Origin of the sequence: Candidatus Pristimantibacillus lignocellulolyticus (assembly GCA_023639215.1) — a bacterium.
Lineage (GTDB): Bacteria > Bacillota > Bacilli > Paenibacillales > Paenibacillaceae > Pristimantibacillus > Pristimantibacillus lignocellulolyticus.
Genome location: CP097899.1, coordinates 1,327,568 through 1,346,760, shown reverse-complemented (window position 1 = coordinate 1,346,760; position 19,193 = coordinate 1,327,568). Strand labels below are relative to the sequence as shown.

At 37.1% G+C, this 19,193-nt stretch carries 19 protein-coding genes; 8 read left to right on the top strand and 11 right to left on the bottom strand.

Annotation, left to right across the window (positions count from 1 at the left end; genetic code table 11):
- Positions 1-167: 167 nt before the first annotated feature.
- The gene (locus NAG76_05580; protein URN95717.1) at positions 168-2,954 is read left to right on the top strand and encodes a glycoside hydrolase family 3 C-terminal domain-containing protein; all 2,787 of its coding nucleotides are present in this window, start codon (positions 168-170) and stop codon (positions 2,952-2,954) included.
- Between the two features lie 436 nt (positions 2,955-3,390).
- Here NAG76_05580 and NAG76_05575 read toward each other — a convergent pair whose 3' ends face one another.
- On the bottom strand, positions 3,391-3,753 hold the full coding sequence (locus tag NAG76_05575) for a winged helix-turn-helix transcriptional regulator (GenBank protein URN95716.1): 363 nt from the start codon (positions 3,751-3,753) through the stop codon (positions 3,391-3,393).
- A 158-nt stretch (positions 3,754-3,911) separates the two neighbouring features.
- Between NAG76_05575 and NAG76_05570 the strand changes: the two genes are divergently transcribed.
- The gene (locus NAG76_05570) at positions 3,912-4,754 is read left to right on the top strand and encodes an aldo/keto reductase (GenBank protein URN95715.1); all 843 of its coding nucleotides are present in this window, start codon (positions 3,912-3,914) and stop codon (positions 4,752-4,754) included.
- A gap of 149 nt (positions 4,755-4,903) precedes the next feature.
- On the top strand, positions 4,904-5,101 hold the full coding sequence (locus tag NAG76_05565) for a YwbE family protein (protein ID URN95714.1): 198 nt from the start codon (positions 4,904-4,906) through the stop codon (positions 5,099-5,101).
- Positions 5,102-5,243: 142 nt separating this feature from the next.
- Here NAG76_05565 and NAG76_05560 read toward each other — a convergent pair whose 3' ends face one another.
- Positions 5,244-6,158 (bottom strand): phosphatidate cytidylyltransferase, encoded by a 915-nt coding sequence (locus NAG76_05560; GenBank protein URN96771.1) that lies wholly within the window; start codon positions 6,156-6,158, stop codon positions 5,244-5,246.
- Positions 6,159-6,254: 96 nt separating this feature from the next.
- On the opposite strand from NAG76_05560, the gene NAG76_05555 reads away from it, so the two are divergent.
- The 4 genes from NAG76_05555 (at position 6,255) to NAG76_05540 (ending at position 10,571) form a co-directional block, all read left to right on the top strand.
- Positions 6,255-6,791 (top strand): hypothetical protein, encoded by a 537-nt coding sequence (locus NAG76_05555; GenBank protein URN95713.1) that lies wholly within the window; start codon positions 6,255-6,257, stop codon positions 6,789-6,791.
- 169 nt (positions 6,792-6,960) lie between these two features.
- The gene (locus tag NAG76_05550; GenBank protein ID URN95712.1) at positions 6,961-8,526 is read left to right on the top strand and encodes a sensor domain-containing diguanylate cyclase; all 1,566 of its coding nucleotides are present in this window, start codon (positions 6,961-6,963) and stop codon (positions 8,524-8,526) included.
- 147 nt (positions 8,527-8,673) lie between these two features.
- The gene (locus tag NAG76_05545) at positions 8,674-10,149 is read left to right on the top strand and encodes a YdiU family protein (protein URN95711.1); all 1,476 of its coding nucleotides are present in this window, start codon (positions 8,674-8,676) and stop codon (positions 10,147-10,149) included.
- An 80-nt stretch (positions 10,150-10,229) separates the two neighbouring features.
- Complete coding sequence (locus NAG76_05540; GenBank protein ID URN95710.1) at positions 10,230-10,571, top strand: zinc ribbon domain-containing protein YjdM; 342 nt, start codon at positions 10,230-10,232, stop codon at positions 10,569-10,571.
- A 123-nt stretch (positions 10,572-10,694) separates the two neighbouring features.
- On the opposite strand, the gene NAG76_05535 is transcribed toward NAG76_05540, so the two are convergent.
- The 8 genes from NAG76_05535 to NAG76_05500 form a co-directional block, all read right to left on the bottom strand.
- On the bottom strand, positions 10,695-11,054 hold the full coding sequence (locus NAG76_05535) for a hypothetical protein (GenBank protein URN95709.1): 360 nt from the start codon (positions 11,052-11,054) through the stop codon (positions 10,695-10,697).
- Position 11,055: 1 nt separating this feature from the next.
- The gene (locus tag NAG76_05530; GenBank protein URN95708.1) at positions 11,056-12,477 is read right to left on the bottom strand and encodes a radical SAM protein; all 1,422 of its coding nucleotides are present in this window, start codon (positions 12,475-12,477) and stop codon (positions 11,056-11,058) included.
- On the bottom strand, positions 12,461-13,276 hold the full coding sequence (locus NAG76_05525) for a prolipoprotein diacylglyceryl transferase (GenBank protein URN95707.1): 816 nt from the start codon (positions 13,274-13,276) through the stop codon (positions 12,461-12,463). Before NAG76_05525 ends, NAG76_05530 begins: the two co-directional genes overlap by 17 nt.
- A 134-nt stretch (positions 13,277-13,410) precedes the next feature.
- On the bottom strand, positions 13,411-14,313 hold the full coding sequence (locus NAG76_05520) for a DUF4097 domain-containing protein (GenBank protein URN95706.1): 903 nt from the start codon (positions 14,311-14,313) through the stop codon (positions 13,411-13,413).
- 1 nt (position 14,314) lies between these two features.
- Positions 14,315-14,872, bottom strand: coding sequence for a DUF1700 domain-containing protein (locus NAG76_05515; protein ID URN95705.1), 558 nt, complete (start codon positions 14,870-14,872; stop codon positions 14,315-14,317).
- On the bottom strand, positions 14,865-15,194 hold the full coding sequence (locus tag NAG76_05510; GenBank protein URN95704.1) for a PadR family transcriptional regulator: 330 nt from the start codon (positions 15,192-15,194) through the stop codon (positions 14,865-14,867). Before NAG76_05510 ends, NAG76_05515 begins: the two co-directional genes overlap by 8 nt.
- Positions 15,195-15,389: 195 nt before the next feature.
- On the bottom strand, positions 15,390-15,923 hold the full coding sequence (gene nrdG / locus NAG76_05505; GenBank protein ID URN95703.1) for an anaerobic ribonucleoside-triphosphate reductase activating protein: 534 nt from the start codon (positions 15,921-15,923) through the stop codon (positions 15,390-15,392).
- An 18-nt stretch (positions 15,924-15,941) separates the two neighbouring features.
- The gene (locus NAG76_05500; protein URN95702.1) at positions 15,942-18,005 is read right to left on the bottom strand and encodes an anaerobic ribonucleoside triphosphate reductase; all 2,064 of its coding nucleotides are present in this window, start codon (positions 18,003-18,005) and stop codon (positions 15,942-15,944) included.
- A gap of 304 nt (positions 18,006-18,309) precedes the next feature.
- Here NAG76_05500 and NAG76_05495 point away from each other — a divergent pair, with 304 nt between their 5' ends.
- The gene (locus NAG76_05495; protein ID URN95701.1) at positions 18,310-18,582 is read left to right on the top strand and encodes a hypothetical protein; all 273 of its coding nucleotides are present in this window, start codon (positions 18,310-18,312) and stop codon (positions 18,580-18,582) included.
- 149 nt (positions 18,583-18,731) lie between these two features.
- On the opposite strand, the gene NAG76_05490 is transcribed toward NAG76_05495, so the two are convergent.
- Positions 18,732-19,139, bottom strand: coding sequence for a hypothetical protein (locus NAG76_05490; protein URN95700.1), 408 nt, complete (start codon positions 19,137-19,139; stop codon positions 18,732-18,734).
- Between the last annotated feature and the right edge of the window lie 54 nt (positions 19,140-19,193).

Below are 19,193 nucleotides of genomic sequence, written 5' to 3'. Positions count from 1 at the left end.
ACTATAATTTGTATCTTTGATGGGCTATTATGATATAAGTAAGATTGAAATTTAGGTAAATAAGAGAGTTAACATGATGAGTATTGTTATAATAGCTATTTACATAGATTTCATATCAAAGGTTGAACTATTATTATGCAATTTATTAGATATGAGGAGTGGATAAATTGAGTACACAACTATTAGGAATTCCATTAGAGGGGTTTGCGGAATTTAGTAGAGAAGTTGCAGCACAAGGTGCAGTGCTTTTGAAAAATGATGGGCATGTTCTTCCGCTTCAAAAAGAAGATAAGGTTGCAATTTTCGGTAGAACACAAAAAAACTATTACCGTAGCGGTACAGGTTCAGGTGGTAGTGTTAATGTAACACATACAACGAATTTACTAGACGGTCTTCGTAGTAAACAAAACATTACAATTAACGAACAATTAGCAGCTACGTATGAGCAATGGATTGCACAAAATCCTTTCGATAATGGTGGAGGTGGCTGGGCTGCTGAGCCATGGTTCCAAAAGGAAATGCCTTTAACTGCTGAGCTAGTAGCAGCGGCAAAAAGTGATTCAAACAAAGCAATTATCGTCATAGGACGTACAGCTGGTGAAGACCAGGATAATGCCAACGAGCCAGGAAGCTATCAATTAACAGCTGATGAAAAAGCAATGCTACAACTCGTAACTACACAGTTTGAGCAGACGGCTGTTGTATTGAACGTATCGAACATTATTGATATGAGTTGGTTGAATGATACAAGTTACGTTAACCCTATTTCAACAGTAATCTATGCATGGCACGGCGGTATGGAGGGTGGTAACGCCATTGCTGATGTATTAGTTGGCGATGTAACTCCTAGTGGTAAGCTAACAGATACCATTGCCTATGCAATTGAAGATTATCCTTCAACCCCACAATTCGGCAATGAGCACATGACCATTTATGAAGAAGATATCTATGTCGGATATCGCTATTTCGAGACATTCTGTCCTGAGAAAGTTCAGTTTGAATTCGGGTACGGTATTTCTTATACGAAGTTTGACATAACTCAAGTGGAAGCGAAGTTAGTTTCAGAAGCAGGCGTAGAATCTCTTGAAATTAGTGCAACGGTTACGAATACAGGTGATCAGTTCACTGGTAAAGAAGTTATCCAAGTTTATTATGAAGCACCACAAGGTAAACTAGGTCAGCCCGTAAAAGCGTTAGCAGCTTTCGGTAAGACGAAAGAACTTCAACCAGGAGAATCACAAACAGTTAAGGTAAGCTTCCCGGTTAATTCCATGGCGTCGTATGATGATAGTGGTGTTACAGGCTATCGTTCTGCTTATGTATTAGAGGCAGGAACTTACAAGCTACATGTTGGTAATAGCGTGAAAAACACAGTAAATGTTAGCCTAGAAGGCCAAAGCGGATATGTTGTAGAAACGATTCAATTAGTAGAGCAACTAACGGAAGCATTGGCACCAACTAAAAACTTTAAGAGAATGGCACCAGGTTCGTTGAAATCAGATGGGACGTATGAACTTATTGCTGTTGACGTGCCAACACAACAAATCTCTTTAGCTGAACGTATACAGCAAAACTTACCAAAAACAATCGAGCAAACGGGTGATCAAGGGTATAAATTACAAGATGTTTATGACAAAAAAGTAAGCATCGAAACATTTATTGCTCAACTTAATAATCAAGATCTTGCTGCGATAGTTAGAGGCGAAGGTATGGGTAGTCCGCTTGTAACACCAGGAACAGCTTCTGCATTTGGTGGAATTAGCGATAATCTTTATAAGTTGGGTATTCCAGTTGCTTCTTGCGCAGATGGTCCTTCTGGTATTCGTATGGATAGTGGACATAAAGCAACACAAGTTTCGATCGGAACGTTACTTGCTGCGACATGGGATACTGAATTAGTTGAAAGACTTTATGTGATGGAAGGTCAAGAACTTCTTAGAAATGATATCGATACTCTACTTGGACCAGGTTTAAATATTCGTCGTAGTCCACTTAACGGTCGTAACTTTGAGTATTTCTCTGAAGATCCTCTAGTATCCGGAGCTTTTGCTGCGGCATGTACAAGTGGTATTAAAAAGGGTGGATCTAACGCTACACTGAAGCATTTCGCTTGTAATAATCAGGAGCAATACCGTACGAAGGTTGATGCCGTTGTATCTGAGCGTGCACTACGTGAGATCTACTTGAAAGGGTTTGAAATCGCAGTAAAACAAAGTGGAGCAGATTCAATTATGACTGCCTATAACCCGATTAACGGTCATTGGACTGCATCTAACTATGATCTAACTACAACTATTCTTCGTGGAGAATGGGGCTTCAAAGGCATTGTTATGACTGACTGGTGGGCAGTGATGAATGATGTTGTCCATGGTGGAGCACCAAGCTTGAAGTACACTAACTTTATGGTAAGAGCACAAAATGATCTATTCATGGTCGTTAATAACTATGGGGCTGAAATTAACTCTTTAGATGATAATACAATTGAATCACTAGAGAATGGTACATTAACAGTTGGTGAATTACAGCGTAGTGCGATAAATATTTGTGAGTTTATTATGAACTCTATTGTATTTACAAGAGATTACGTCATTGAGGATGTTGTTGCGAAAGTAACATCTGATCCTGCTCTTACACCAGCAGTAGTTCAGTCATTGTCTGACAATGCACAAATTAAACCTATCGTGAATGAAGCTGTCTATGTGAAAGTAGATCAAGCAGGTGAGTACCGTCTTATCGTTAATATTATGTCACCGGAATTCAATACAGCTCAATCGGCAACCAATGTAATGATGAATAATCAGTTAGTTACGACGATTACAATGAATGGTACTGAAGGTAAATGGGTTAAGCAGAAACTTATAAAAGTTGATCTAGAAGTTGGTCTATATGAGATGAAGCTTGATTTTGTGAAGCCAGGCATGCAAGTGGAATGGATTGAGTTCAAGCAACTATAAGGTAGTTCAAAAAGCGGACTTTGATGAAGACGATTGGCTAACGTAGCATAGTCGACATCGAATATGAAGCGAACTTGGGAAGTCCGGTACGCATGTACAACTACGTACATTTGCGTGTCCTCCTTCCTCAAGTAGCGCTTCATCTTCTCGATCCTGAAAGCCCGCATTTTGAACCTTCATTTGAAGGGGAAGTACATCCTAATTGTAATAAGGGAAGAAAACCCTCATTGCAATAGAGTATGTAAACCCTCATTGTAATAGAGGTAGTAAAACTTCATAAATAATAGAGGAAGTTCAAACATCTCCTCGTAAACACGATGAGTTTTCTTCCTATTCGATATCGAATGAAGCATTAATGATTATAAAACAAAAATACGCAAGTGCAGGTTTCCTGTAAGGAAACGATGCTCTTGCGTATTTTTAGTTACACTAAAAATTAAGTATTTAATACATTTTCTTCTAGTACGGAATACTTATCGCCGTATTGTCTAATAATATGTTGCTCACCCCAGTTACATAGCGAGTCTAATATGCTACTAAGACTTGTTCCATATTCACTAAGTTCATATTCCACTTTTGGAGGAACTTGATTGTAACTAATTCGATTAATGATACCATCTGCTTCTAATTCACGTAATTGTTGCGTTAACATTTTCTGTGTAATATGTGGCATCAATTGTTTTAATTCAGTTGTGCGTTTTTTCCCATGAGTAAGATGGCACAGAATGACACACTTCCACTTCCCACCAATAACTTCAAGTGTTGCTTCGACTGAAATATTATATTTTTTCTTAATCATGATATGCCTCCGGGTATATAGGTACTTTTAAGTGCCTACAGTACTAAAAAGTGCGTACTGTTATATTCGTTCATTTTGTCCTATCATAGCATTAACGAGCAATGATAACTACTTCATAACTCGTAACAATATAGATGTAAATAATGGAGGAAAAGATAATGGTAAATAATTCACAAGATACAACAACGCTTCATAATGGTGTGAAAATGCCAATGCTCGGTCTAGGAGTATTTCAAGTAGAAGAAGGTGCTGAGCTAGAAAATGCCGTAAAAACAGCAATTCAGCATGGATATCGTAGCATAGACACTGCAGCTATTTATGGCAATGAAGAAGGCGTTGGTCGTGGTATTCGTCAAGGATTAGAACTAACGGGTCTTTCACGAGAAGATATATTTGTTACATCTAAAGTATGGAACGCTGATCAAGGTTATGAGTCAACGATTGCTGCGTATGAGACGAGCCTCAGCAAGTTAGGACTTGAATATTTGGATTTATATCTAATTCACTGGCCAGTAGCTGGTAAATTCACAGAGACATGGAGAGCGTTAGAGACGCTTTATAAAGAAGGTCGCGTAAAAGCAATTGGTGTAAGTAACTTCCTTGTTCATCAGCTAGAAGAAGTGATGAAGGATGCAGAGATTAAGCCAATGGTGAATCAGATGGAACATCATCCTCGCTTAATTCAAAAAGAACTGCAAGCATTTTGTAAAGAAAACGGTATTCAATTTGAAGCATGGTCTCCATTGATGCAAGGTAAATTATTAGATAATGTTGAGCTTACTGAGATTGGAGCTAAGTATGGTAAATCTGTAGCGCAAGTTATTTTACGTTGGAATTTACAAAATGGCATTGTTACCATTCCAAAATCAACGAAAGAACACCGCATTATTGAAAATGCATCGTTATTTGATTTTGAATTGACGAAAGAAGATATGGAACGCATTAATGGTTTGGATCAACATGTACGTGTCGGTCCAGATCCTGATAATTTCGATTTTTAATGTTAAGTAATAAGTAAGCTTAAAAGAGGATCTCTACTCAGATATATTCGAGTAGAGATCCCCTTTTGATTTTACTCTGATAGAACGTTAGTATAAGTTATGTTACGATAAGCATTGCTGATAATATAAAGCTGGAGATGAAACAGAATATGGATGGGAAATTAAGAAGCAATATTAAGCCTGGTCTTGAAGTAGATATCGTATTAAAGCAGGACCAACGCACAGGAAAGACATCACGTGGGATAGTGAAAGATTTGCTTACGAATTCACCGCAACACCCACATGGTATTAAAGTTAGATTAGAGGATGGCCGAGTAGGTCGTGTTCAACATATTGTAAATGATTAAATAAAATAGTCACAACAAAGGTCAACCAAAGCAACTTAATAAAGTAAGTTACTTCGGTTGACCAATATTATAAGAGTAGATAAAACAACATTCAGTTGTATAAGTTGTACAAAACATTGAATTTATTGTACATATCAAGATTTTACATGAAATCAAAGAAATAACGAATGACATGGAATAATACAGGTGAAGTATACGTTAAGCTATCAATTCTACTTAAGTGACTCTTTTTCAACGCCTCGATTTTGTTGTCATCGCCAAGTAATAAATCTCTCTTAAGCACAGAAACAGTTAGACTGCCTAAGAATCCACTTAAGCTAATTAACATCCCAGACAAAATGCCAAATGTCAGGTCTAGTGGTGTTAGGTATGGATAGATAAGAAATGATACAACAGTTGTTGCCACAAATCCACATAAGAAACCAGCCCAAGTTAGATTAGGATTAGCTGTAGGAACAACTTTTCCTTTGGTGTAATATATCGATACAAGGTTATGAACGACATCATTAAGTTGTGTCAAGATAACAAGAAACAACACAAGCCCAGCCCCATATTGTGGCGTTGCAAATTGGAAATAAGCTAGGTGGCTTAGACCGAATACCATTAGCATAAGTCCCCATTGAACCGCACTAATACTACGGAGAAATCCGACAGTACCTTTATTAATTAATCGAGGGATAGGTAATAATAAGAATACATAAATAGGGATAAAGATAATAAACATTCCATACCATTCAATAAAGATCCAATAGAATTGCAACGGAATAGATAAGTACGCCCAAAGATATAATCTTCTGTCTGCTTTGTTTGATTTGATCATAGAGAAATATTCCTTCAGTGCAAAGAAGCTAAGTCCCATCAATGAAATGAGGGATACTATCGGATTGAATAGAGTAGCCAAACCAAAAATGATAAGCATCCCCCACCACATTTTGATGCGGGATCCAATATTTTCGTAGTCTTTAATCGGTTGTACTTTACGTATTACAACATATAGTAATTGAATTGTTGCGACGGCTGCTATAATTAATTCTAGTTTCCATAGCGAGTTATTCAGTGCTAATCACCAACTTAGTAAGAGATACGATTCCATAAAAGGGATCATATGTTATTATGAAGTAAATATACATTCTTGTTAAGGGGTATTTAATAGATGTCAGATAATCGAGCAATTTATATTTTACTTACGAATACAGGAACGTTGTTTACGAAGGTTATTCAAGGCTATACGAAGGCTCCTTATAACCATGCCTCTATTTCATTTGACCGAGAACTATCTGAACTCTATAGCTTTGGGAGAAAGCATCCTAGTAATCCTCTCAATGGTGGATTTGTTAAGGAAGATCTTAAAAATGGAACTTTTAGCAAATATCCTAATACGACATGTGTAATTTACGAACTTCATGTAACTAATCGAGAGATTGAAAAGATGAAGCGAGTTCTGCATATTTTTATTCGTAGTCATCGAAAATATCTCTACAATATATTAGGTGTGATCGGGATCGCACTAAAAGAACCGGTTGAATTTAGTAACTCTTATTTTTGTTCCCAGTTTGTAGCAGAAATATTAGAGCGTTCAGGTATTAAGTTATGGGATAAGTTACCGGCATTGGTTACACCAGATGATTTTCGGAAAAGTGAACGGTTAGCGTTAATTTATGAGGGGAAATTAAGTCAGTATAAATCTTGAGTTAAGTTTTAAGTAACGTTTTAGCTAGTTTAATAAAAGTATATGGTCGTTAGAATGTCGTATGGGGGCTACTGCTCTTGTGCGACTTTTTATAATAAATATAACTATGAATATTACAAAAATATGATATATTTGGTTGGAGATACTGAAAAGGAGACCCATCACATTCATGAAGATTTCTTTAAAACAATTAATAATGTCAGTAGCATTGCTTTCCGTAATATTAACACTATTTAGCAGTACTTCATCTGGCTATAAGATGAGTAAGAATACTCTAATAGATAACACATTAGAAACTAATCGCGTATACGCGCAAAAACTAGCAAATACGACAGATGTCTTCTTTCAGATGACGCTTCAAACGTTAGAATTAAGCGCGCAAGAGATTGCCTTATATATGAAAAATCCAGATGCAAACGATAAGTTACTTCAAGAGACTGAACGCCTTAAACATCAGACAGATACATTTAACTCCGTTATTATTGCCAATGCAGATGGGGAGATTAAGGCGACTTCACCTCAAACTCTCGATCTAATTGGTAAGATTATGGATACCGAGGGCGGAAAGGAAGCGTTGCGTGAGAAAAAACCAATTGTTTCAAAACCATATCTATCTCTCACCGGTCGATTAATTATCTTCATTTCTCATCCGATTTTTGATGAAAATCAGAATTATTTAGGTCTTGTTGGTGGCAGCCTATACTTAAAAGAAGAAAATATACTCTATCAAATACTAGGGCAGCACTATTATCAAGATGGATCATATGTCTATGTTGTAGATAAAGATGGTCATGTTATTTATCATCAGGATCAAGATCGAATTAATGATGTAGTATCAGATAATCTAGTGGTTCAACAATTAATGCAAAAACAAAGTGGCTCGTCTCGTGTTACAAATTCACAAGATGTCGATATGCTTGCGGGTTATTCTTATGTTCCGACGGTTGGCTGGGGAGTTGTCTCACAGCGACCAGCAGAAGCGGCGTTAGTTCCAACGAAAGATATGATGGAAGAAATGATTATGAGATCGTTACCTTATCTAATGTTATCATTATTCATTATTGCATTAATCTCTCAGCTAATAGCTCAGCCGTTGCAGAAACTTGCTGGATTTATTGAATCTAGCACAGAGAAAAATCAGACTGAAAGTTTAAGCAAAGTAAGAGCTTGGTATTATGAAGCGATTCAATTAAAAAAGGCTCTAACTTATAGTCTTGGATTCTTACATGAGAAAGTAGATTTTATTACGCATCAATCCAAAACAGACCCATTAACAAAGTTAACGAATAGAAGAACGTTAGATGAACAAACTCAAAAATGGACAAATAACGGAACAGCTTTCTCAGTTGTTATTTTGGATATTGATCATTTTAAACGAGTGAATGACACATATGGACATTCAGTTGGCGATGAAGTATTGAAATTTCTTGCGGAAAAAATGAAAGAAGTAGCAAGGAAAGAAGATATTTGTTGTCGTTATGGTGGTGAGGAGTTCGTATTACTCCTTCAACATATGAATGAGGATGAAGCTTATCTAGTTGCTGAAAGATTAAGAATGACGATAGAAAGTACATTGAGTCCATGCGGTGATTATATTACGATATCTGCTGGAATCTCTTCCTATCCATCTACGACAACCGATCTTTCAGAGTTATTTGATGCGGCTGATCAGTGTCTTTATGAAGCCAAAAATAATGGAAGAAATCAATGTATCGTTAAAGGTAATGAATTATAGAATGTGCAAGGAGAGGTACCTTTGCTTGAGAAAAGCAAAAGTACCTTTTCTGTATGTGCAACAACATAGAGTATAATAATGAGATGAGAGTGTAACCTAATGTTATGAAGAAAATTATAGATATACATATATAGAAAGGAATTTACAATGACTAATAACGATGAAATCGTAGATGCAGGTTGGAATTTCGATAATAGTTATGTTGAATTGCCCCAATCGCTTTATACAATTATTAATCCAACGCCAGTAAGCTCACCAAAGCTAATAATAATGAATGGACCTTTAGCCAATGCGTTGGGATTAGATGAAAAAGCGCTCGTAAGTGATAAAGGTGTAGCTACGTTAGCTGGAAATATCATTCCAGATGATGCAATACCTCTAGCTCAAGCATATGCCGGACACCAATTCGGTCATTTCAATAGGTTAGGTGATGGTAGAGCGATATTGCTAAGCGAGCAAATCACCCCTCTAGGTGAGCGAGTTGATATTCAGCTCAAAGGTTCTGGACCAACACCATATTCTAGACGAGGTGATGGTAGAGCAGCTCTCGGACCAATGCTACGTGAGTATATTATTAGTGAAGCAATGCATGGATTAGGTATTGCTACTACTCGTAGCTTAGCAGTTGTGGCAACGGGAGAAAGTGTCGTTCGGGAAACGAACTTACCAGGTGCAGTACTTGCCCGGATCGCTGCAAGTCATTTGAGAGTAGGAACATTTGAATATGTATCACAATGGGGCAATGACGAAGAACTTAAACAGTTGGCGGACTACACGATAAAACGTCATTATTCATATATTGCAACAGATGATAACCGATATCTACACTTGCTAGAAGAAGTCATTAAGCGTCAAGCACATCTTATTGCCCAGTGGCAACTTGTAGGTTTTATTCATGGTGTGATGAATACAGATAATATGGCAATAAGCGGCGAAACAATTGATTATGGTCCATGTGCATTTATGGATAATTATGATCCTGCCACAGTATTCAGCTCCATTGACCGAGAAGGACGTTATGCTTACGGCAATCAACCGTATATAGGTAGTTGGAATCTTTCGCGATTTGCTGAAACACTGTTGCCACTACTTCATGACAATCATGCTGAAGCGGTCGAATTAGCACAAACTGCGTTATCTCATTATGCAACGGAATATTATGATCGTTGGCTGGCAGGAATGAGAGCAAAGCTTGGATTATATAACGAAGAGGAACAAGATGAGTCGTTAATAAAAGATTTACTTGGATTGATGCATAAATACGAAGCGGATTATACGAATACATTTATTGCGTTAACCTTCAACAAGCTAGAAGATACCGTTCTAGTGGATAAAGAAGAGTTCCAACAATGGTATACGAATTGGCAGGAGCGACTTAAGCGTCAGTCACAAATTCCAGAAGATGCGCAACAGTTGATGCGTCATCATAATCCTGCAATTATTGCTCGTAATCATCGAGTGGAAGAAGCATTAGAAGCTGCAGTTAAACATAGCGATTATACCGTCATGACTACGTTACTAGAGGCGCTATCTAATCCATACGAACATTCTGCTAAGCAAGCGGTGTATGCTGCTTTACCGGAAGAGGAATGCGGGCCGTACCGAACATTTTGTGGAACATAGTTCACAACTGTGGACAGGAATTATTCCCACTCATGACGAAAGAGTAGAGAAGAACATTAATGAATGGAGAATATAACAATATGTCTAGTTTGCCAAACTGCCCTAAATGTAATTCTGAGTACACATACGAGGACGGAAGCATGCTGATCTGTCCAGAATGTGCTCATGAATGGACGTTGGAATCGGAGAGCGACAATACGTTGGGTGCCGAAGTTGTAAAAGATGGGAACGGAAATATTTTGAATGATGGTGACAGTGTTACGATCATTAAAGATCTTAAAGTTAAAGGAAGTTCTTCCGTATTGAAAATTGGTACAAAAGTGAAAAACATTCGATTGGTCGATGGTGATCATAATATAGATTGTAAAATCGATGGTTTTGGAGCAATGAAGTTGAAGTCCGAGTTTGTGAAAAAAGTATAAGACGGTGGACTAGTCATTACTGTGAGGTAAAGCTAATATTACAGTTACAATAATACAGCAAAAGGCTATCCTTAGTATGATCGTTATTGATCAAGCTATGGATAGCCTTCTTTCATTCAACTGTTAATATAGAACACCACTGATGACCAGTCCAAAGCAAGCTGCGTTTAATAAGAAAGTAATGCCGCCTCCAATTATTAAGCCTTGAACAATGCCAGGGTATTTCTTGAAAATGAGCGTAGCTGGAATTAAATAAACGACTTGTAGAATACCAATGGCGAAAATCCATCCTTCAAAAAGAAATATTATGGGATGAAGTAAAGCTAGCATACCAATGCCTAGCCACACATGTTTGAGATTGTACGATGATTTTTTTGAAGGAATAGTAGGTTGTGTTGTATGTTGTTTTGAGTCATGCCCTATCTCTTGCTCTGAGTCTTGCAAAGGTTCATTTTCTTTAACAGTCTTCTCCTCATCATCCACACTAATCACCTCTTGACCTTAGTTCAAATTCACGTTGTAGCTCAATTAGTTTTTGCTCTTTGTCACCACGATAGAACATATTATACGTATCGAATGGGATAATACGACCATCTGGATGAACAATATGTACACATGATTTTTTGACAGAACGAACATCGAAGTTATAAGGGTCTAAAAATTGCATTATAATGACACGAAATACATTATCATAATTAATATCTTGAGGAACCGATACCATCGGTAAGCAGCATAATAGATTTTTGAGTGAAAGTGCCGATGAAGTTGGTGAATGAGCTGTTGAGAATAGATCAAAAATTTTAGATTTTAGATCAGCATCTTGCTCAAAGACGATCGTATTTCTACCACCTTCTAATAAAATAGCGGGGTCCATCATGCCGGTTAGCGGGATAACTTCATCTCCTAACTTCAATGCATAGCCCATAGCTAAACAATCTGGATGACAAGGTACTGGAATGATATCTTCAGGTAGAAAAACGCCAGATTGATCGATAATCCCTTGACGTACTTCACTAAGAGTCAGTCGCTCCTTAGAGGGATCATATTCCTCTAGTCTTCCAGCAGCTTGAATAGGTTGGAAAGTGACGCCTCGGACAGCACGTTGTTTCAATCCGAATTGAATAATATCACCGATCTCATGATCATTTAGACCTTTTTTCAGTGTAACGACTAATGTCGTTGAGACGTTGTATTCATTGAGGTTGTCTAATGCTTTACGACGAACCTCACGTAGATCTACACCTCGTAATTCACGTAGTGTAGCTTCTTCGAAGCTATCAAATTGCAAATATATTTCAAAGCCGGGCATATAAGATGCTAATCTCGCAGCAAACTTACGATCTTGAGCAATTTTTAATCCATTCGTATTGACCATAATATGTTTAATAGGTTTACTTTTGACGAGATCAAGAATTTCGAAAAACTGTGGATGGATCGTTGGTTCACCACCGCTAATTTGCACAATATCTGGTTCTTCCTCATTACGAACGATCGCATCAAGCATTTTCTCAATTTGTTCTAATGAGCGAAATGATCCGTGATGGGGAGAAGACTCTGCATAACATATTGGACATTGTAGATTACATCGCTCTGTTATTTCGAGCAAAGTTAGACAGCTATGTTGCTCATGGTCTGGACATAATCCGCAATCATACGGACAGCCGTAGCGAATGGGCGTATTCCAATGTTGAGGCATTTCTGCAGGCTTTAGAAACTCTCTACACTTCTTGTAATATTCAACATCGGTCGAAATTAATACTTTTTCCCGCCCATGATGCCCACAATATTTAAGTAAAAATACTTGGTCGTCTTCTATTATGACTTTTGCTTCTACTTTACGTAGACACTTGGAGCATATGCTATTTGTTAACTCATAGAAAATATAGGGTCTATTTTTGGTTGGCATAATTAGATTCCTCCGTATAATTATGATGTGGTTTTCCAATCCATTGATACAATAGTGATCCATAGTATATTAATCCTAGTAAACAAGCGAGCTGAATATTATTAAGTCCGAAGTAAGGATGAGGTGTTGGTTTAATGAAATCAATTGTAAAGCGAAAAGTAAGATAACAGGTCATAAATAGTTGGAAGATAGCGCCGTTAGGTAGAATCATAGGGGAAGTAATGGCAAGAGAGTGACGCTTACGTAATTGATATTTGTAACATAGTAGTAGCGTTGCGAGTAGAAGTAAGAAAAACAGTTCATACAATTGAGTAGGGTGACGGCGAATACCATCCCCAAAGTCGATAGCAGTAATCCATGTGGTTGGAGTTCCGTACGTATGGTCATCAAGACCAGTTAAGAAACAACCAATACGACCAATCGCAATTCCCATAATGAGAGGGAGCGTCATATCGTCACCGGTAGAACTTGTGATACCTAACTTTTTCTTCATTAATTCAACGCCGATAAGTCCACCAAGTAATCCTCCTACAATGGTCTTTCCACCCATAATATATACATAATCATTCCAACGCTGTATTAATTGTTGAGGGTCTTCGAACCAGTACAGTACTTTAGAGCCAATAGCTGCACCAATAATAGCTCCAACAATAATCCAGATACCTTGATCAATGCGAAGAGCGCCCTTTGTTCGTGTGTACAAATATAGCCGGAAGCTTAAAAAATAGGCAAGTGCTTCAAATACTGTGTGTGGATGTAGTGTAATGAATCCGAGATTAATCCAGACAGGAAAAGTCATAGCTGCCTCCTATTGAGATGTGTGTAACCATATAATAGTAATTCTCTTATAGACGATAAATACCTTCCTATTGTTAAATATGTTAAAAATAGGCGTGTCTATTCCAAGATGCTTGGAATAGACACGCCTAAACATTATTTCACTTTAATATTTCCTGATTTCGTATTAATTTTGATAATCTCTGTAGAAGTTCCTAATGAATCGGGTGCATGAATATTTCCTGAATTTGAACGTAATTCGTAGAAACCACCAAATCCTTCAGCAGTAGTAAATGTTACATTTCCAGATGCTACTGTAACATCTGCCGCATGGGCTGTCGCTTGTGAAATAGTTACGTTACCAGAGCTACTTTTTGCAGTAACTTCACCAGATAAATCATCGATTTTAATATTACCTGAATTAACAGATGCTTGAAGTTCACCCATTATTGTATTAGCAGTCAAATTGCCGGATTTAGTTGATAGCGATATAGTTTCAGCATGAATATCTTCCGCCTTAAGATTACCAGAATACGTAGTTATCGTTGTTTGATCTGCTAATACATTTACGACTTTAACATTCCCTGATTTTGTATTAAATGTTGCTTGTTTGGCAAGGACTTGCTCGATGTTGAAGTTTCCTGAATTAGTCCCAATATCAACAACATCGAGTTTATAATCCTTAGGAAGAGAAACTGTAATATATATTTTTGTATTCTTAAAATTTAAATTGAGAAATTGAAATTTGAACTCTGTTTTTAGATCTAATTCGAACTTGTTATTTACAATGGAAGCCATATTAATTTTATCAATAGTGTCTTGATCGGTATTCCCATTGACTAGTATTGAACCTGTAGCACTGTCACTAGTTATGAATTTGACATCCAAATCATTAGATGTACCATTAACGGTAATATTATTTAGAGTTTGTGCATCGAAAGTCCATTCTTTTTCAACGTTTATAATCTTTTTGTCATCTACTTCGAATTTATTAAAAGTTAATCCGGTAATACCGACCACAAATAGAATAATGGCGGTAAGGATCCAACGTTTTCTCATATTACTTTCCTCCTTTAATGACGCGCAAGTTCCAGTGATAGTACGACTTTGTAATTTTCAACAGCACTTTACCAAGGTAAATGCATGCGATACATAGCAAGATACCTAAGCCAGTAATCGCTAATGAGGCAAACAGTCTACCAGGTAAAAATTGACTATTAATTATAGAATCGAACAAAACTAACGCAGGTGCAATAATCATAGCGAAAGCACTTAGCGATAAGCTAAGCCAAACAGCCCATATCGACAAGCCAATTGGAACGACCGCAAGTATAAAATTGAGAGAGAACAGACCGATAACCGCAAATACCGTTCTGGTCATTGATTCCGACTCTGACTTCTTCATTAGAGGAGGGGAATTTCTCTTATATTCTTCAAGAGCTTCTTGTGCTAGCTCGAGTGGGTTGCCAAGCTCCAACGAAATTTCTTCTTCCGTCTTACCTGCTTGTTCTCCGAATGCATAATGCGTTTCGTAATCTTCTAATAACTCTTTCTGATCCTTGCCGGGCATAGACTTAAGTTCCTTACGAAGAATTGTAAGAAATTGATCTTTATTCATGTGTAGCACCATCCTCCAATAGACTAGAAACATCACTTACAAATTGATTCCATTCTTTAAGCATCTCGTTCATATATTGCTCACCATCTTCCGTGAGCTTATAGTATTTTCTTGGCGGGCCTTCTGTTGATTCCTGTAAATACGTCGTGCAACGACCCTCAGTAACCAATCTTCGCAATAGAGGATAAAGTGCTCCTTCTGCAACCTGAACATAGTTAGATACTTGTTGCACCAATTCAAAACCATAGCGCTCTTTACGATGAATTAACACTAATACACAAAGCTCTAATACACCTTTCTTAAACTGTACATTAATTTCCATAAATTAGCACCACCATTCAACATTCATCAGACATAGTATATATTATTGTTCAGTACTGTTTATTGTTCACTACCTAATTATGATTGTAACCGGTAGTAGTGAATAATGCAAGGTACTGCTGTAAATATTATGTTATCCATCCATATAAGTATGCTAGTGTGCAGTTATAAGGGAGAAAAAACTTACAAAAAACCGTCATGATGTTTGATCATGACGGTAAAAAGCTTCGTGTAATACTACATTTCCAGTAATTAAAGACGCTTGCACATCTATAATTCTTTGATTAGAAGAACCTCGATAAAGTAGTTGGGCAGATTTCTTATGCTCCATAAATCGACCATCCACTAATATATCCACCGATTGTAAGAGCTTAAGTTGGTAGCGTTGCTGCGGATTTGAGGGCGTATGAAGTTGCTCCCATGTGAACCCTGTATATGCCCACACATCTTGTCCTAGTTGCTTGGCAACTTGAGCAATAGGGATTAGTGCCTCTGCTTGTAGAAAAGGTTCTCCTCCTGATAAAGTAATTCCTTTTTGCAGCTTCACATTGTGCATTTGCTCTATAATATTATCGCTATCAATCTCATAACCACCTCTGAGATCATGTGTTTGTGGGTTATGACATCCTTTGCAATAATGCTTACATCCTTGTGTCCATATGACCATTCTTAGTCCAGGACCATCTACAATACTATCTATAGTAAGTGGTGATGCTATCCTTAGTTTCATCAATATCGCCACATTTCATTAGTTATGTTTTACACGATCGTAAACTTCTGATTTCTTTGCATTGTTAAATCGGTCTAATGTTCCTACAAGATAACCTGTAATTCTTCTAATACGTTCAAACTTTATCGCCCCGTTATCTTCACTGCGACCACATTGAGGGCAGATAGCACCCATAATAACTCCTGAATATCCGCAAACTGGATCACGATCAATAGGATGATTAATACTACCATACCCGATACCGGCTTCTTTCATTGATCTTACAATCGTCTCAAATGCTTCAATATTATGAGCTGGATCACCATCTAATTCAACATAAGTGATATGCCCTGCATTCGTTAGTTCATGATACAGTGCTTCTTTCGCAATTTTGTCGTATGCTGCTAATGGATAATAGACAGGGATATGGAATGAGTTCGTATAATACTCGCGATCAGTAACACCAATAATAGTGCCGTATTGCAGTCGATCAATGGCTGTAAATCTGCCGGATAGTCCTTCAGCAGGAGTTGCAATTAATGAAAAATTCAGTTGATATCGGCTTGATGCTTCATCCATTCGATTTCGCATATGTGTAATAATACGAAGACCGAGTTGCTCAGCCTCTTCACTCTCGCCATGATGTTTGCCAATTAGTGCGGTTAGGCATTCCGCTAATCCAATAAATCCAACCGTTAACGTACCTTCCTTAATCACTTCAGCGATCGTATCATTCCAATCTAAATGTTCAGAGCCCTTCCATACATGTTGTCCCATTAGAAAAGGGAAGTTTTTCACACGTTTATTACCTTGTAGCTTCATACGATCCAATAATTGTTCGATTACTAGCTTGATCTGTTGATCTAATGCTTCAAAAAAATGTTGCAGCATCGGTTCAGCGTGAGAAATAATACCATGTTTAATTCCGAGTCGAGGGAGATTAATCGTTGTAAATGACAAGTTACCTCTTCCACTTACAATTTCTTCTCCATATACGTTTCCTAATACTCTTGTTCTGCATCCCATATAGGTTGCTTCTGTTTCTGGTCTACCAGCAACATAATGTTTAGCATTGAACGGAGCATCAAGAAAGCTAAAGTTAGGAAATAAGCGCTTCGCCGACACACGACAACTTAATTGAAATAAGTCATAGTTCGGATCACTAGCATTATAGTTAATTCCTTCTTTTACTTTGAAAATAAGAATTGGAAAGATAGGTGTCTCACCATTACCTAACCCTTTTTCAACCGAGCGAAGCAGATTCTCGGATACCATTCTACCTTCTGCAGATATGTCTGTCCCAAAATTCAAACTGGAAAATGGAACTTGTGCCCCGGCACGAGAATGCATCGTATTTAGATTATGTATAAAGGCTTCCATCGCTTGATATGTTTTACGATTTGTTTCGTTATAAGCTTCTTTATAAGCGAATTTTTGAATTTTAATCGCCATTGATTCATCAATTGAATACAATTGTATGAGTTGTTTTTGTTCGTATGCTTTATACTGTGCAATCATCTCAATTTGCAAAGTATGTTTACATTCTGACTCTATGTTCTGAACCCAATGGTTCATTAGTAATAATTGCTTCTCTTCAAAATCAAGAAGAAGTTGTAAACCTTGTCGTAAGAAATTTGTGTAACTTTTTTTGAATGTTTTTCTGACACCATCAGCTAGTCCATAGTCGAAAAATGGGATGCTTTGCCCACCGTGCTGATCATTTTGATTACTTTGAATAGCGATTGCAGCTAATGCTGCATAACTTATTATGTCGTTAGGTTCACGCAGAAACCCGTGACCAGTAGAAAAGCCATTGGCAAATAGTTTTTGTAAATCAATTTGACAACAAGTTAACGTACCCATATTCATAAAATCCATATCATGAATATGGATATCGCCATGATCGTGAGCATAAGCATGATGCGGTTGTAACACGTTAGTTTTACAAAAATATTTGGATACAACACTACCATATTGGAGCATAGTTCCCATTGCAGTGTTACCGTCAATATTGGCATTCTCTCGTTTACTATCTGTTGTCTCTGCATCTGAAAATGTAATTTCAGAAATAATATTCATCAATTTATTATCGGTATTAATCAAGTGAAGACCTCCCTAAATGGTACAAACAGCTCATAATCCATCATCAAAGTGTATGGGAAAGAGTGAATGAGACTAATCTTAAAAATATCAAAACACTATATGTAGTTGTTTGTTTGGATCATATACACTATATGTATTATATCTTATAATTTTTGAAAGTTAAGTCTAATTAGACTACAATAATGATGATTCGGTATTTAGACACATCGTATGTTCAAAAATAGTTAGTTGTAGAGAAATGTTCAAACATTTCATATAAATAAGTTAAGTATGTGAACATGAACTAAGGAGAGGATGAAAAAAGATGGAACAACCGATGATGGTCGCTAGAAATGGTGTCATTACTAGCATAAGAAAGATAGGGAAGTATAAGTCGATACAAATCGACGGAATAGGCGTGAACGGTGTCGTTCTCAATGTTGATGAGAACACAGTCATTCGGAACCAGGCAGGAGAAGTAATAGGGTTAGATGATTTGGCAGTTGGGATGGTTATTCATGTTCAACATAGTCTAGCAATGACAATGAGCTTACCACCTCAAACGTATGCTTATAGTATTACCGTTCAATCTTCATAGTAAGATATTAATCACAATAAATAGACCGCCATATTAAGTAATTATTAAAAGGGTTGGAAAAGTGAGAATTAGCACTCACCTTTCCAACCCTTTTATGAATAAAGGAATACCCTAGCATTCTTCATCTTTGTAGCCGATTGAGGCAAAACTTATACTTTAGGAATATATGAAACTTGATACTTAAATGTTCCAAAGTATGGTTCAGTAGGAGAAAATCCAGTTAATGCTATTTCGCGGATGTCATCATAAAGAAACGTAATGCTGTCGCCTGCTACAAGTGTAAATGTTCTACTTGGTCCACTATTGAAAATTAAGTTAACATTGAAGCCAATAGATCCAATGTTTACAAAAGATGCAGCTAGTGTTGATACAAAACTAGAATCAACAGAATATACAACATTGTTATTCGTATTACTAGTGTCTGATACGGCAATAGTATTTTCGAACGTTACAACGACAGGATCACGATGAATTGGATGTGGTGGGTAAGGTGGTGGACCAGGTGGTGGACCAGGTCTATACCCAGTTATACCCGGTCTATTCGATTTATACGGCATTCTATCATCACTTCCTTTCATTTGATAGTTTTATAGTATGTTTTTAGTAGAGTA